We start from the raw sequence: 17,271 nt of genomic DNA, 5'->3' as shown, positions 1-17,271 counted from the left end.
TATATATAATAATTAATGGCTTTTATTATTGCATAAGTAAAGGGTATAACAATGATTAAATTTTCTACACTTTGTAAGCGCTAACAGGTTTGCGCAATAAGGGTTAATCTACATAGTGAAAGGTTTTTGAAATTTGGTAGCTACAGTAATTGACCATTGCTGTTTTATACAATTCTATTTACCTGGAGGGAAAAAGATGGGGAGAAAGTTTAAGGGTATTTCAATTTTCTTGTTAACAGTCGTTCTTACGATCAGTCTAACGGGGTGCGGTGCGAGTGAAAGCAGCACATCAGCTGGGGATGGAGAAACTATTACGCTTAAGTTAGGACACAATCAACCTACTAGCTCCCAATTTCATGCTGGTGCTGAGAAATTTGCAGAATTAGTTGCAGAAAAGACAGATAGTCAAGTGGAGATAGAAGTATACCATGATAGTCAGCTAGGAGATGAGGGTGAGCTGGCAGAGGGCACTAAGATGGGGACAGTGGATATTTCTCTAGTTGCTTCAGGTAGCGTTACAAAATATTATCCGCGATATTCTATATTCGATCTTCCCTTTCTTTTTAGAGACGCAGAGCACGTAGATAAGGTTTTGCAAGGAGAAGTTGGACAATTACTTGCGGAAGAGGCTGAAGAAAAGGGTGGCTTCAAAGTCATGAGTTATTGGGAATCGGGGTTCAGACACTTTTTGAATAGTGCTAGACCTATTGAATCTCCTGAAGACCTTAAAGGATTAAAGATTAGAACGCCAGAATGGCCAGTATTGATTTCAACGACAGAAGCTTTGGGGGCAAATCCTGTGCCGATGCCATTTTCTGAATTATACATGGCTTCCCAACATGGTGTAGTGGATGGACAAGAAGGACCAGTATTTGCAATTAAAAGTTCTAAGATGTATGAAGTACAGGATTATATGGTCCTTGATGGCCACACGTATACGTCAATGTTGCTCATTATGAACCCTAAGAAATTCGATAAGCTCCCTGCCGATATTCAAGAATCTTTATTGGAGGCTGCCAAGGAAGCGGGAGATTATGAAAGAAAATTGATCCGTGATAAGGAAAAGGAAGAGATCAAGTTTCTTGAAGATACTGGAGAGTTACAAATTGAGAAGGACCCCGATAAAGATGCATGGAGGAAATCCGTACAGTCTGTATACGAAGAGTACGGTGAGGAATTTGGAGAAGATTTAATTCAAAAGATAATTGATACAAAATAACAAATCTAGGGGCGAATTCATAAGCGCCCCATCTGTTATTTCATTATTACAGTCAGGGGGGAGAAGCTTGAATAAAAGTGCCGCAGTAGGTAATCGAATAGAAAGCATTATGGGGAAAGTTATTTTAATTTTAATGTTAGTCCTTGTGACTTTGGTGTTTATGCAGGTCGTTCTCCGATATGTTTTTTCAAGCGGAATGGTGTGGGCGGAAGAGCTCGAAAGATTTATATTTGTGTGGTTAATGTTCTTAGGCATAACGATGGGGATCTATAAACAAAGACATATCGCGATAACATTTGTTGTTGAAAAGATTGAGAAGTATTTTAAGGGAGTGAACGTGGTTATTCACATCATCACAGGGGCGTTCTTCTGTGTGCTAACCTGGCAAGGGACTATGTTTGTGATTGAAAACTTTTCAGGAACTGCTTCGGTATTGCCTATTGGAATCGGTTATATTTATTCAATTATTCCCCTATCAGGCATTTTGGCGATTATCTTTATTATTCTCATAAACGTTAGAGGGAAGGAGAATTTATGATAGCGCTTTTATTTATTTCGTTTTTTCTACTCCTTATTTTCGGTGTTCCAGTAGGTATTTCTTTAGGTGTAGCATCCATTTTTACAATATTGTATGAAGGTTCAATTCCGTTATTGGTCGTTCCACAAAAGATGTTTATTTCAATGGATAGTTTTACGTTATTAGCCATTCCTTTCTTTATGCTGACAGGTGTCATTATGGATAAAAGTGGATTAACGCAAAAGCTTGTAAACTTTGCTGACTCGATCATTGGATGGACGAGAGGTGGGATGAGTTATGTAAGTGTTTCCTCGGGTATGCTGATGGGTGGAATATCTGGCTCAGCACCTGCTGACACGGCTGCTTTAAGCAGTGTTATGACGCCAAGTATGGTGAAAATGGGCTTTCCTGCAAGGTTTGCTGCTGCTCTACAAGCGGCATCTGGTTCGATCGGGATTATCATTCCCCCGAGTATACCAATGGTTGTCTTAGGTGGAATAGCCAGTATTTCAGTTGGAAAACTTTTTCTAGGCGGGATCATCCCAGGGTTACTAATTGGTATTTTGCTTATGGTAGTGTCCGGATTTATTTGTTCGATAAAAAACTATGGATCTTCTGAAAAGAAAAGATTTTCTATTTCTTATTTTATAAAGAGTTTTAGAAAAGCAATCTTACCTCTAATGGCACCAATTATCATTGTGGGAGGAATATTAACCGGGATTTTCACACCTACTGAGTCTAGTGTTATCGCAGTAGTCTATACGCTAATTCTGGGTTTGGCCGTCTATAAAAGCATAAAATTTAAAGATATGACTGGGATTTTTGTTGAAGCAATTATCAGTTCTGGAAATGTGTTGCTTATCATTGCAGCTTCATCTTTGTTCAGTTGGATTCTCATAAGTCATAATTTCCCGCAGATTTTAAGCAATCTTATTTTGAGTATATCAGATAACCCTATTTTTATTATTTTAGTTATCAATGTCATTTTCATAGTCGGTGGGATGTTTATTGAGGGACTTGCTTTATTGATTATGTTTGTCCCTATTATGTTACCGATCGCTATGAGCGCTGGTATGGATCCTGTTGTTTTTGGTGTGATGATTGTTATTAATATTGCGATTGGCACGCTAACTCCACCAGTAGGAGTATGTTTATTCGTCGCATGTTCATCTTCAGGTGTAAAACTGGACCACGCTATGAAGAGTGCAGTTCCCTTTGTAGGAGTTCTATGTGTCGCGCTATTACTTATTGTCTTTTTCCCGACAATTGTTACCTTTATACCTAACTTAATAGAGTAGTGGTTAATAGAAATCGAATAGTCAACTAAAAAGGAGAATGGAAATGAGCTTACAGTTGTTTAATCTAAAAGGTAAGGTAGCTGCTATTACAGGAGCTACAAGAGGGATAGGCAAATCAATGGTAGTAGCATTAGCGGAAGCGGGAGCAGACATTGCTCTCCTTCAAAGAAACCCAGAGCAATTAGACATAAAGAATGAAATAGAAACTCTAGGAAGAAAGTGTGTGATTATTCCCTGCGATTTGGATGATCAAGATCAGGTGAAGAAAGCAATTCCAAATGTCATCAATCATTTCGGTAGAATCGATATTTTGATCAATAATGCTGGAATTCAAAGAAGGTCACCTTCTGTAGACTTTTTAGAATCAGACTGGGACGATGTGATTAATATTAATCTAAAAGCCGTATGGCTTCTGTGCCAGGAAGCTGGTCGATACATGGTGCCTGAAGGACATGGGAAAATTGTGAACCTGGCTTCTTTACTTTCATTTCAAGGGGGGGTTACCGTACCAGCTTATGCGGCCGCTAAAGGTGGGGTGGCTCAGTTAACGAAGGCGCTCTCAAACGAGTGGGCAAAACATAACGTGAATGTGAATGCGATAGTCCCAGGTTATATTGCAACGGATATGAATACGGCAATATTAGAAGATGCTACCCGAAACTCCCAAATATTAGATCGTATTCCAGCCGAGAGATGGGGCGATCCAGAAGACTTTAAAGGGACAATTTTGTATTTAACTTCCGCGGCGTCTGATTATGTACATGGACATCTATTGGCAGTAGATGGAGGATGGTTAGGTAGATAGAATGAGAGAGGCAGAAAAGTGTTCCGTTTATCGATAGTGGATAAACGGAACACTTTTTGTTCGATCAAACAATCTTCGTTTCTTGATAAATATTGGTCTTAAAAAGTTGGATTGCGGGAATAGTCAGAAAAAAAGGAGAGTGCTAAATATGAAGAAGGTAGCCGTTATAACAGGTGGTGGATCTGGAATTGGAGAAGCCGCAGCTAAACGCTTTGCAAAAGAAGGCGTTCGAGTTTGCTTATTTGATTTGAAGGAAAGTCGAGCAGAACAAGTGAAGGAGTCGATCGTAAAAAACGGGGGAGAGGCGTTTGTCCTTGATGTGGATGTGGCCGATGAAGAACGAGTTACATATGGTTTGAAGCAAGTTGTTAACAAATGGGGACGCATTGATATTCTGTTTAACAATGCAGGAATTAATGGCACACTGAATCCGATTGAAGAAATGAAGGTTGATGAGTGGGATCAGACGATTGAAACAAATTTAAGAAGTACTTTTCTAATGGTGAAACATACAATCCCTTATATGAAAGAAGATGGAGGGAGTATCATTATTACTAGTTCCATAAATGGCAATCGGACTTTTTCGAACTTTGGCATGTCTGCTTATAGTACTTCAAAAGCAGGACAGGTAGCCTTTATGAAAATGGCTGCTCTTGAACTAGCACAGTATCACATCCGCGTAAACGCCATTTGCCCTGGGGCAATCGAGACGAACATTGATCAAAACACAGACAAAAAAGATAGTGTAGAAGAAATTGAAATTCCAGTAGAATATCCTGAAGGAAGTCATCCGCTTGAGCAAAAACCAGGTTCGCCACAACAGGTGGCAGACGTCGTTTACTTTCTAGCTTCTGATGCATCCAGTCATGTAACAGGGACAGAGATGTATGTAGATGGGGCGGAATCGCTGCTATAATGACTAGCTGCTCGGGTTTCTTATTGACGACGCTCATTTGTCAGCTTATCGTTTAAAGTGAGGTGAAGCAGATGTTTACTAAAGTGCACCATGTTGCAATTATTTGCGGAGATTACGAAAAATCAAAGAAGTTCTATGTAGATACACTCGGTCTTAAGGTTATCGAGGAAACTTACAGAGAAGAACGAAATTCATACAAACTTGATCTTGCCGTCGGAGATCATACAAGAATTGAATTATTTTCATTCCCGAATGCGCCAGAAAGACCAAGCTATCCTGAAGCAAAGGGACTAAGACATATCGCTTTTGAAGTATTAGACCTTGATAAGGCCGTTAATCATCTAACAGAAAGAGGAGTATCTTCTATTGAAGATGTAAGAGTGGATGAGCTCACAATGAAGCGGTTCACTTTTTTCAATGATCCGGATGGTCTACCGATCGAGCTGTACGAAAAATAATGAAATTTTCTAAAAATAAGTTGATTACTTCCAAATCCTGTGGCAAAATAGATCGTGAAAGCGTTTGCTTGGATTTGGAACAGTTAGCTTATTTTTTATTTATAACTGCAAACGGTTTCCTAAAATTTACGGTTTTGTGCAAACGGTTTCACTAATCGTATTTTCAAGGGGGAAAAGGATGAAAAGGGGTAATCGAAGGAGATTTTCACTGTCACTCGTCGTCGTTCTGTTGATTCAATTGCTTGCTGGAGCTATTCCTGGAGCAGTGAAAGCGGCAGCAGTTAGTCCTGTCATAGACGGATCATCAGCTACGTTTATTTATGAAGGAGATGGGAGCGAAGAATCGATTCTTGTTGCAGGTGATTTTACAAATTGGCAGGAAGGGGCACTTCCACTCGAGAAAGTAGATGACGTCTGGGAGTTAACGATAGATGATCTATCCGATGGACTTCATCAGTACAAATTTATCGTGGGAGATGAATGGATGAAAGATCCTTTAAATCCAAATGGTAGCGATAATAGTACCTTTACGATTGGCGAGGTGAAAGACGAACGAATTGTCACCCTTGTTGGCGATTTGCAGGACGAGCTCGGTGCTTCAAAGGAATGGGATCCAACAGCTGAGGAAACAAAGATGGAAGCCATGGGAGGAGGGTTTTATGAATTCTCTGGTGAACTTCCAGCAGGGAGTTATGAATATAAAATAGCGATCAATCAATCTTGGGGAGAGAGCTATGGTGATGGTGGAAACAATCTTAAATTAACACTGGATGAGAAAACAAAAGTAACGTTTTATTATCATGATGGAACACATGCGATTGCAGATTCAACTACTTACACACCGCTAAAAGAAAAATCACCTAGACTTGTTGGCTCGATCCAGCCTGCCATTGATGCAGGGGCAGAGTGGAGCCCTGATCAGTCAACAGCGCTTCTGACTGATGATCAATTTGATAATGTCTATTCCTTTACGACAAGCGTACCAAAAGGGAATTATGAGTATAAAGTGGTGCTTGGCGATAAATGGGGAGACGATTATCCAGCAGAGAATGCAAAGTTGAACGTCATTGAAAAGGCAGACGTCACGTTCTTTTTCAATGCCGATTCAAAAGAAGTAAGCACAGATTATAGTGCTGAAGGGTCAGATGGTGCAGTAAATAAGGCAAGTCTTCTACATAACTCATGGGAAGAAGCTTATCGTGCTCCGTTTGGTGCTGTGAAAGAAGGAAAGACGGTGACGCTACGTCTAGCAGCAAAGAAAGATGATGTAGCGAAAGCCGACCTCTACATCAAGAATCAAAATACGGGTACAAGCAAGCTGATCTCAATGGAGAAGGCAGCCACAAATGATGGGAAAGATTTTTGGGAAGCGAAAGTAACGCCTGAAGAAAAAGGACTTTACGGCTATAAATTTATCGTACGTGATGGTTCAGCAAAAGCGGAGTATGGAGAAGATACGAAGCAAGGAGCGGCTGGAAAAGCAGTTGATACGAATGCTGAACTTTATCAATTAACGGTCTTCGATCCAGGATACGAAACGCCAGACTGGATGAAAGAAGCTGTTGTGTATCAAATTTTCCCTGATCGATTTAATAATGGAAATGAAGAAAACGATGATGCAAAGGAAACCGCACGTGGTCATGAACCAATTGAGCACCAGGAGTGGGGAGAGCTTCCCGATAATCCAAGGCTTTCGGACAGTGCAGATTATGATGGAGATAAGATATGGAGTAACGATTTCTTTGGTGGGGATATCGAAGGCATTCAAAAGAAGCTTGATTATATTCAATCCCTTGGTGTAAATACCCTTTATTTAAATCCAATTGCGAAGGCAGCATCAAATCATAAATATGATGCAGCGGATTGGAAAACGATTGATCCAATGTTTGGAACACCTGAGGAATTTAAAGCATTTACCGATGAACTTGAAAAACGTGACATGCACCTGATTATGGATGGCGTATTTAATCATGTTGGGGATGACTCCATCTACTTTGATCGCTATGGTAAGTACGATGTCGTTGGGGCTTATGAATATTGGTCTCGTATTTATGACCTAATGAATAACGAGGGCATGAGTGAAAAAGATGCGAAAGTAGAAGCACGAAAACAGCTTGAAAAAGAAGGCCAAACGTTTAATGACGAATATGGCTTTCATAACTGGTTTAATATCAAAAATGAAAAAGTGAAGGATGAGAATGGGAAGGAACGCTACGACTATCAGGCGTGGTGGGGATATGATTCTCTTCCTGAAATCAAAAGCGTTGAAGGAGACGCAGTTGATTATGATAGTGAGTTAAACAATGAGAAATTCTCTGATTACATTATGTATGACAAAGATTCTGCATCGAAATCATGGTTAACAAATGGGGCTTCCGGATGGCGCCTTGATGTCGCAAATGAAGTCGATATGGAATTCTGGCGTGAGTTCCGTGATGAATTGAAATCTGAAGAAATGGCCGGTGCTGGAGCAACGCTGAAGGATGGGGAAGAGCCGCTGATTCTAGGTGAGATCTGGGATGACGCATCAAAATACTTCCTTGGGGATCAATATGATTCCGTGATGAACTATCGTTTCGAAGGTGCTATTCTTGATTTCTTGAAAAATGGGAATGCAGCAAGTACAGATGAGAAGTTGATGGCAGTACAGGAGGATTACCCTGATGAGGCGTTTCATGCGCTCATGAATTTAATGGGGTCTCATGATACGCCGCGTGCAATCTATGTACTTGGTGGCGGAACTGACACGTATGAACGAGCTGAGTTTGATCCGAATTACGATCACGAGCTTGGCGTGCAGCGCTTAAAGCTAGCTGCGGTTCTGCAAATGGGTTACCCAGGTGCCCCAACGATTTATTCCGGTGATGAAGCAGGTGTAACAGGTTCTAAAGACCCTGATGATCGTCGCACGTATCCGTGGGGAGATGAAAATGCAGAGTTAGTAAAGCACTATCAAGCTGCAGGAGCTGTTCGTACTGAAAATGCAGATCTTCTTGCATACGGGAAGCTCACAACCCTGCATGCAGACGGGGATGTCTATGCTTTTGCTCGTACGAATGATGACGGTGCAGCAATCATTGCAGTGAACCGCGGTACTAATTCGCAAACGATCGAGCTAAATGTGAAGGAAGTTGTGAAAAACAACATATCATTTACAGATGGACTCGCGAAAGATGACAGCGTAACGGTGAAGGGTGGCAAGGTTTCGGTAACGATTCCTGCGATGACTGGCCGCATGCTAATAGCTGACGAAGGTCAGAATTTTGAGCGACCAAAAGCGGCTAGCAATTTGAAAGTTTCTGCCGGAGAAGGAAGCGCAACCCTTTCTTGGACAGGAGATGCAGCGAAATACAAAGTGTATCGCTCAACGCTACAAGGGGCGATGTATGAAGAAGTGAGTGTAACGGAAGACAAGGAACTTACCGTTGAAGGATTAACTAATGGCCAATCTTACTTTTTTGCCGTAACGGCGATCGATGAGGATGGCAATGAATCGGTAAAAGTGGAAACGAAGGAACCAACGATTCCGCACATCGAGTGGAAAGAAGGAAAGTACGAAATTTCTTCAGTTTCAGTCATTGATGATCAAGTGCTGGATCTATCAAACACTTTCGCAATCGAAGCTAGTGTGAAAATAGTTGGCGCAACGGAATCAGGTCTTGCAGAAGGATTAATTGGAAAACTTCAAGTAAAGCGTGACGGTGAGTGGCAAGAGTCTAAAGCGACTTACACAGGACAGGAAGAAGAGGCTAATGGATTTAAAGCGGAATTCCGCCCAATTGAGAAAGGAACATACGCTTACCGACTTGCTTTTTCAACTGACCGTGGAGCTACGTGGAAAACAACGAATACAGAAGAAGTCACGTTCTCTCAAAATCAGGATGATACGAAGGCCCCTGCAGATGCTGTGAAGCTTGAAGAGCCGTTAAAGGAATCTGGACAGGTAACATTAAACTGGGCACTTGAAGGAGCAGACAACCCTTACTTATTAGCGGTTGAGCGGGATAGTCAAACGGTTGAACTTCTAGATAATGCAGAAGCAGTGACGTACACCGACTTCGCTGTTGAGAACGGCAAAGCGTACACCTATCGCATCGTAGCGTATGACAAAGCTGGAAATCAAACCGCTTCTAATAAAGTAACGGTAACTCCGGATATTGTGATGGTAGACGTAACATTTAAAGTGCATGCGCCTGACGATACACCGCTTAGCGCAAAAGTAACGATGCCTGGTGATCAAAATGGGTGGAGTACAAGTGCATGGGAAATGTCTCGTAATGGAGCGGTATCACCGGATTGGGAACTACAAAAATCTTTCCCAGAAGGAACGGTCTTAACGTACAAATATGCAAAAGGGGAGTCATGGGATCAGGAAGGACTTGCCGACCATACGCGTAATGATAAGTTTGATGATGACGTCAGCTTCTATGGTTACGGAGCAGAAGGTACAGATCTTAAAGTGACGGTAACTAACCAGGGCAGTAATAAAATGGTTGTACAAGATGAAATTTTCCGTTGGATCGATATGCCCGTTGTCGTAAACTCTCCTGAAAATGGTGCCGTTGTGGAAGGCGATACGGTAACTTTTAAAGGAAATGCGATCAAAGAAGGAAACCTAACAATTAATGGTGAGAAAGTAAAAGTGAATGAAGATATGACGTTCACACATGAAGTAAAGCTAGTAAATGGTGAAAATGAAATACCAATTACAATTGAACCATCTGAAGAAAATAAATCTAAAATTTTCAATAACGATGGTGGAGCGATTGGAAAGAATACGAAGAAATATACGTGGAAAGTAACATCTGATGCTGGTGAAGCGGAATCGAAGGAACCAGTGAGGATATTTGGAGATAATCGCTATGATACAGCTGTTGAGATCTCAAAAGAAGGCTGGGACGAAGCGGATACTGTTGTTATTGCACGAGGAGATAACTTTGCAGATGCGCTAGCAGGGGCACCACTCGCGTATAAATTAGATGCACCTATTCTTTTAACGCGTGAAAAGGGGCTTGAGAAATCGGTCATAAACGAAATTAAGCGCCTTGGTGCGAAGAAAGCGATTATTCTTGGCGGGACATCAGCCGTACCGAAATTTATCGCATATCAGTTAGAAGGACTCGATTTGAAAGTGAAACGAATCTATGGAGATGATCGTTTCGAAACAGCTGCTAATATCCAGGCGAGTCTTGGTGGCAATCCTGATAAAGCTGTCGTAGCAAGTGGAATGAACTTCCCTGATGCTCTTTCTGCCGCATCTTACGCAGCAGAAAATGGTTATCCAATTCTGTTTACAAAGCAGGACGTTGTGCCAAAAGCAACGGAAGTAGCCCTTCGCAGTGTCGACCAGGCGATCGTCGCTGGTGGTGAAGCGGTGGTTAGTGAAAAAGCGTTCAGCAAGCTACCGGATGCGAAGCGCTATGCTGGAGAAAACCGCTTTGGTACAGCGGCGTCAATTGCAACTGAACTTAACCCATCTCAGCAAGTGTTCATCGCAACAGGCATGGACTTTGCTGATGCGTTAACAGGTTCTGTTCTAGCTGCCAAACAAGGTGCAGCGATGCTTCTAGTAAAGCCAGATGAATTGCCGTCTGAAACAGCTGAAGCCATTGAAGAACTACAAGCAGATACGTACACCATTTTAGGTGGAGTCAATGCGGTTAATGATGATGTGGTGGAGGGATTGAAGTAGGCAATGCTTAATGGGGTCAGGCTCGCGCCTGACCCCATCAAAAGACAAAACACCAAAAAGTGTCCGCCACAGGTGGACACTTTTTTCGTTGCAAATGAACCTTGAATTGCATTGAACCTATAGTGGATAAGGGTTTACGGTATGGGGTGAATGAGGGGGTCAGGTACGTACTTGCCCCCCTCATTCACCTCTATTACCTCCCTCTCCATTTTCCTTCTAATGAATTAAAAAATATTTCTGAATAATTTACAAATTAACTATTCCCAAATTCTTGAAAGGTGGTATACTACAATTATTAACCCCGATATGGTAGAAATTCCCCATTTTCCTTACTAAAGGAGCAATTCGAATGGCTCGTAAGAAACGCAATTGGTTCCCTGGTGCTAAGTACCATATTATCTGTCGAGGGAATCGAAAAGGACCACTTTTTGAAGAGCGTATTGATCGTCTGAAGTACTTATTACTTTTAGAACAAGCTCGTCTCGTTTTTCCGTTTCGCCTACACGCATACTGTCTCATGACTAACCATGTGCATCTCTCCATCGAAACCTTCGATCATCCCCCTGGTGAAATCATGAAAGTAATCAACTCCAACTATGCAAGATATTTCAACGACAAATATGAGTACACAGGACATGTCTTTCAAGGTCGCTATTTCGCTGAACTTCTCGATTCGATTGATTATGAAATTGACGTGAGTAAATACATCCACCTTAATCCAGTTAAAGCTCGTATGGTAGTAAAGCCAGCGGACTATATGTGGAGCAGTTATCGTGCGTACATTTCTGATCGCAAGAATCCACACGCTTTCCCGGATTACATACTCTCACTTTTTCAGGAACCTTCCCGGGAAGCTTACCAGCGTTATGTCGAGAATAGTGAATCCTCAACACCACCAGATCTTGTTAAACAATGGCCAGAGCGAAAAGGTAGCAAAGTGTATGTGCTCTCCAAACTTCCAGAGTAACGATGGGAAAAAATCCTGTCATAAAAATTAATCACGAAAGAGAAGTGAACGAATGGAGCGCTGGATCTGGCTAAGTTCGATTCCGCATGTGGGTCCGGTGACACAAAAAAAGCTGTTGACCGCTTTCGGAACTCCTGAACGAGTCTATGATGCCTCTCTCTCTGAACTTCAGAATGTCCGTGGAATCTCTCGTCTTGCACGCGAAGCAATAATGGCTACCCGTTCACTTGAGAAACCAAAGCGCATTCTCGAACTTGTTCAGCAAAAGGAGATCTGGCTATTACCCCGAGATGACCCGCTTTACCCTGTATATGCAAAAAATGTTCCTGAATCGCCCGTTCTCTTATATTACAAAGGTCATATCAAGCCAAGCTTACCTTCTGTCGCAATAGTTGGTTCCCGTTCTTGTTCTAATCAGGCGCGACGTGCTGCGAAAGAGTTATCCACCAAACTCTCAAGCCTGAACATCCCTGTTATTAGTGGTCTCGCTAAAGGAATCGATCATGCTGCTCACACTGCCTGCCTCGCAAATTGTGGGCAACCGATTGCTTTTGTTGCAAATGGAGTTGATACTTGTTACCCGAAAGAGCACCGCTCGCTCTTCGAAGCAATATCAATTGAAGGCGCTGTCATATCGCAGTATCCACCTGGCACAGTACCTACACCAAAGCAATTTATTCAGCGAAATGCGTTAATCAGTGCATGGTCAAGTCATGTCGTGATTATGGAAGCTAAAGTGAAAAGTGGTGCTATGACGACAGCTCACTTTGCGCGGAAGCAAGCAAGAAACGTCTCTGTTTTCAATAGCAATGATGCTCGATTTAGGCAGGGGACAAACTGTCTAATGAAGCAAGGTATACGTCCTTATATTGATTTTCATTCAATTGAAAACGAATTAGAAAACCCACATACTCTTGAGTCACCAAACTAGTATACTCTCCGCTAGACTAACGTGTAATGATCCCTCAAGGATCTTCAAGATCATCTCCCCGACTAGAGCATGATGGATCCAACCCATCAGGGAAGAGATGTAAGAAAGAAGAAGATAAACCTGCCTCTTAACCATCCAATCGAGCCATCGATAGGGTGGTTTTTCTTTGTGATTGGAAACTAGTACTTTAGACTAGTATGTGAGCAGAAAATGAAAGAGTAAGGAAAAATGAAATCTATCGTTATATATTAATTTCACCGTTTCTTTACAATGTGAAAGATTGAAGAAAGAGTTTTCAAGTAACAATTGTTGTCCCGTGAGCGCGGACAAAAGCAGCGAAAACAGCGGTTTTGTATGTGAAGGGGGTCAGGCTCGCGCCTGACCCCTACTACAAAATGAAAGCGCCATCTAAATTTAGACAATTTACGCTATTTTTACACATCTGGGTCAAAAGTTATTGTATACTGACAATTGGTGGTATCATCACCAAAATTCGACTACATATCCGGGGGGATGAAATTTGAAACGAAGGTCAACCAGTCGTTTTATTAGCTTTGCGCTAATATTCTCAATGGTTCTTAGCTTTTTCGCATTACCAGTTTCGCAGCTTTCTGCTTCTGCCGAAGGAACAATTTCCGTTAGTGAAGCAATCGCAAATAATACTGGTTCTGCAACAGTAGAAGGGTATATTGTAGGAACAACTTCTAACGGCCCATCTTACAACTTAGAAAATGCTAATAACGTAGAAACAAATATTGCTATTGCAGATTCTGCCAATGAAACACAAGCAGAAAATATTATTCCGGTACAATTACCAAAAGGATCTCTAAGAGATGACCTTAATTTAATCGCTCATCCTGAAAACAAAGGTAAGAAGATCCAAATTACTGGAAACCTCGCAACGTACTTCGGTGTTCCAGGACTCAAAGAGCCTTCAGCCTACACATTTCCTGACGGCACAGCTCCAGAACCGGACCCAGATCCAGAACCTATCGAACTCTCAACAATCACTGATGCTAGAAAAGTAGCAAACGGTACACAAGTGAAAATAAAAGGTATTGCCACAGCATCCTTTGAAACTGGCGGCCAAACGAACCTGTTTATCCAGGATGACACTGCTGCCATTATTGTGCGTGCTGCAGGCATTACGGCTCAACCAGGTGATGAAGTAACCGTAGAAGGCGCCATGTCAGATTATTATGGCATGCAGCAAGTACAAACTAGTGCCTCTAATGTAGCCATCACAACGGAAGACAAAGGTATCCCGTCCCCTCAGTCACTCATATCCACTGATCTCTCCAAAGATAACGGTGAACAGCATGAAGCTGCATTCACTCAATTTAATGATGTCACTGTTAAGTCAGTCGATGGCAATGGTAATTTCACTGCTGAAGACGCTTCAGGTGAATTTGTCATTAAACCAACAAATAAGTCTCTACTTGAAGTAGGTAAAACCTATGAAATTCTTAAAGGTGTTATTGACTACAACTTTAACGAATACAAACTCGTACCTCGAAGCGCAGCTGACGTTATCGAAACAGCTTTCTCAGTAACGGCAAATCCTGCATCAGGATCTGTTATTGAAGGCACAATGGTGAAGCTTGCGACAGCAGAAGAAGGTGCGACGGTTCATTACACAACAGATGGTAGCGAACCGACAGCTGAAAGCACAGAATACACAGCGCCAATTGAACTAACTGAAGATACAACGATTAAAGCCGTAGCAGCCAAAGACAATAAATTAAGTGAAGTCGCCACTTTTGATTACACTGTTTTAAAGTCTGCTGATGGCATTAGCATTCACGATATTCAAGGTTCAGACCACACTTCTCCTTATGAAGGAATGGCTGTTACGAAAATCGCTGGGATCGTTACGGCAAAAGACGGCAATAACGCCTTCTACATGCAAGAAGATAATCCCGACGATAGCAACGCCACTTCAGAAGGAATCTATGTTTATAAAAGCGGCGGCGCTGGCGTAAACGTTGGCGACAAAGTAGAAGTAGACGGTCAGGTGAAAGAGTATAAAGAAGGTGGTTATAGTGACGCGAAAGACCTTCTCACTACTCAAATTACTGCCTCTTCCATCACAGTTGCTTCTTCCGATAACACTTTGCCAGAAGCGATCGTAATCGGAACAGACCGCACGCCTCCAACTGAAATCGTAGAAGATGACGAAATGAAATCTTTTGATCCTGAAACAGATGGACTGGACTTTTATGAAAGTCTTGAAGGAATGCTTATTGAGATTCCGGATGCAAACGTAACAGGGCCTGTGAAATACGATGAGCTTCCTGTATACGTAAACACAAGTGAAGATCAACTTCTTACTCGTGCAAACGGACTGCTGCTTTCAGCAGAAGATCCAAACCCTGAACGTCTCTTAATTGACGTTGAAGGTATTGATATTGACGTAACGACTGGTGATCGTCTCGATGGCTCCGTCACTGGAATCGTGAGCTACGATTACAGTAATTTCAAAATCCGTCCAACGGGCACATTCCCATCCGTGATTGATGGTAATACAGAACGTGAAGTAACGAAAATGGAGTCATCAGAAGGCGATCTAACTGTTGCTTCTTATAACATTGAAAACTACTATCCTGGTGTTGGGGAAGAGAAAACAGGCAAAATTGCTGAATCGATTGTAAAGAACATGAAAACACCAGACATCGTTGGTTTAGTCGAAGTACAAGATAACAATGGTCCTACAGATAACGGCACGACAAGTGCAAACGAATCTTATGAAGCGATTATTCAAGCGATTGAAGAAGCAGGCGGCCCAACATACAAGTTTACTGAAATCGCACCTGAGGATAAAACAGATGGCGGACAGCCTGGTGGAAATATTCGCGTTGGGTTCATCTATAATCCTGATCGCGTTAATTTCTCTGAGAAGAAATCTGGTGATGCAACAACTTCAGTTGGCGTCGATGAAAACGGACTAACGCTTAATCCTGGACGCATTGATCCAACAAATGAAGCGTTTGAAGATTCCCGTAAATCACTTGCTGCTGAGTTTGAATTTAATGGTGAAAAAGTGGTTGTTGTAGCGAACCATTTTAATTCAAAAGGCGGAGATGGCGCACTCTTTGGCGCTGATCACCCTGTTGTTTTAGGAAGTGAAGTACAGCGTGTGAAACAGGCGTCCATCTTAAACAATTTCGTAAATGACGTCGTGACGAACATGGATAATGGCAAGGTTGTTGTTCTAGGTGACTTGAATGACTTTGAATTCTCAAAGCCAATCCAAACGCTTGAAGGCGACGTACTAACGAATATGGTCAAAAAGCTTCCAACAGAGCAACGCTACTCCTACAACTATCAAGGAAATGCGCAGGTGCTCGATCATATTCTCGTATCGAACAATCTAGCAAACCGTACGATGATTGATAGCATTAACATTAACTCTGATTTTAGTGAAGCAGATGGCCGCGCAAGTGATCACGATCCAATGCTTGCGAAGATTCAAATGAACAACAGCGTTGACCGCACTTCAGGAGAAACACGTTATGAGACTGCGGTTGAAGTTTCGAAAAAGGGATGGGAAAGTGCTGAAACAGTAGTGATCGCAAGAGGCGATAAGTTCCCGGATGCCCTTGCAGGAGCACCGCTTGCGTACAAATATGATGCACCAATCCTTTTAACGGAACAAAACAAGCTAAACACTGCTACTAAGAAAGAAATTAAACGTCTTGGCGCGAAAAAAGCGATCGTTCTTGGTGGAACATCCGCAATTTCGTCTTACACAGAATATGAACTAAAAGGCCTTGGTTTAAAAGTAGATCGTATCGGAGGAGCAACGCGTTACGAAACAGCTGTGAACATTGCAGCGAAGCTTGACGGGACGCCTGAAAAATCGATCCTGGCAAATGCCTTTAACTTCCCAGATGCCCTATCTGTTGCATCTTATGCAGCCAAAAATGGCTATCCAATCGTACTAACGGATAACGACAAGCTTCCTGCTGTGTCGAAGAAAATATTAAACACAACAGACGAGCAAATTGTCGTTGGTGGAAAAAGTGCAATCAGTGAAAAGGTTGTAGACAGTCTTTCCAATGCCGTTCGAATTAGCGGAGATGACCGCTATGCAACATCAGCAACGATCGCAACCGCTCTAACACCAGATGCAGACACAGCTATAGTAGCAACAGGAATGAAGTTTGCTGATGCGCTTGCTGGTTCAGTTCTTGCTGCGAAAGAAGATGCAGCGATCCTGCTCGTTAAGAAAGATAAGGTTCCAGAGAAAATTGCTGAAGCCATTAACGAAAATGACATGCACAACTTCCACATCCTTGGTGGCACGAATGCTATTAGCGACGACGTAATGAATGAATTAAAGAACAACTAAAGTAGGAAAAAGGCGGGAATTCTCCGCCTTCTCCTTTTCTATGAAACTAGTTATAAAGTAATGTTTTGAATATGTTAACTATTGTGACAAAAAGGACCATTCACCTAGTAGGCTAGT

10 protein-coding genes are annotated in these 17,271 nt (G+C 42.0%); all 10 read left to right on the top strand.

What is annotated here, in order from left to right; genetic code table 11:
- Nucleotides 1-196: 196 nt before the first annotated feature.
- Entirely contained in the window at nt 197-1,219 is a 1,023-nt protein-coding gene (locus tag ACIFPW_RS21235; RefSeq protein ID WP_430247057.1) for a TRAP transporter substrate-binding protein, read from the top strand.
- 67 nt (nt 1,220-1,286) lie between these two features.
- Entirely contained in the window at nt 1,287-1,757 is a 471-nt protein-coding gene (locus tag ACIFPW_RS21230) for a TRAP transporter small permease (RefSeq protein WP_430247056.1), read from the top strand.
- Nucleotides 1,754-3,034, top strand: coding sequence for a TRAP transporter large permease (locus tag ACIFPW_RS21225; RefSeq protein ID WP_430247055.1), 1,281 nt, complete (start codon nt 1,754-1,756; stop codon nt 3,032-3,034). The genes ACIFPW_RS21230 and ACIFPW_RS21225 overlap by 4 nt, the downstream gene beginning before the upstream one ends.
- A gap of 43 nt (nt 3,035-3,077) precedes the next feature.
- The gene (locus ACIFPW_RS21220) at nt 3,078-3,839 is read left to right on the top strand and encodes an SDR family oxidoreductase (protein ID WP_430247054.1); all 762 of its coding nucleotides are present in this window, start codon (nt 3,078-3,080) and stop codon (nt 3,837-3,839) included.
- A 148-nt stretch (nt 3,840-3,987) separates the two neighbouring features.
- Complete coding sequence (locus tag ACIFPW_RS21215) at nt 3,988-4,755, top strand: SDR family oxidoreductase (RefSeq protein ID WP_430247053.1); 768 nt, start codon at nt 3,988-3,990, stop codon at nt 4,753-4,755.
- A 71-nt stretch (nt 4,756-4,826) separates the two neighbouring features.
- Nucleotides 4,827-5,213, top strand: a complete 387-nt coding sequence (gene gloA2, locus ACIFPW_RS21210; protein WP_430247052.1) for an SMU1112c/YaeR family gloxylase I-like metalloprotein — start codon at nt 4,827-4,829, stop codon at nt 5,211-5,213.
- A 178-nt stretch (nt 5,214-5,391) separates the two neighbouring features.
- Nucleotides 5,392-10,905 (top strand): alpha amylase N-terminal ig-like domain-containing protein, encoded by a 5,514-nt coding sequence (locus ACIFPW_RS21205; protein WP_430247051.1) that lies wholly within the window; start codon nt 5,392-5,394, stop codon nt 10,903-10,905.
- 349 nt (nt 10,906-11,254) lie between these two features.
- Nucleotides 11,255-11,872: a transposase gene (locus ACIFPW_RS21200; protein WP_430247050.1), complete on the top strand. Its 618-nt coding sequence runs from the start codon at nt 11,255-11,257 to the stop codon at nt 11,870-11,872.
- 52 nt (nt 11,873-11,924) lie between these two features.
- Nucleotides 11,925-12,803 (top strand): DNA-processing protein DprA, encoded by an 879-nt coding sequence (locus ACIFPW_RS21195; protein ID WP_430247049.1) that lies wholly within the window; start codon nt 11,925-11,927, stop codon nt 12,801-12,803.
- A gap of 520 nt (nt 12,804-13,323) precedes the next feature.
- Complete coding sequence (locus ACIFPW_RS21190; protein ID WP_430247048.1) at nt 13,324-17,154, top strand: cell wall-binding repeat-containing protein; 3,831 nt, start codon at nt 13,324-13,326, stop codon at nt 17,152-17,154.
- Nucleotides 17,155-17,271 lie beyond the last annotated feature (117 nt).

It is taken from the genome of Pseudalkalibacillus sp. NRS-1564 (assembly GCF_050467905.1).
GTDB classification, from domain to species: Bacteria; Bacillota; Bacilli; order Bacillales; family Guptibacillaceae; genus Guptibacillus; species Guptibacillus hwajinpoensis_B.
Note: the sequence above shows the minus strand (reverse complement) of the source record. Positions and strands in the feature narration are given on the sequence as shown.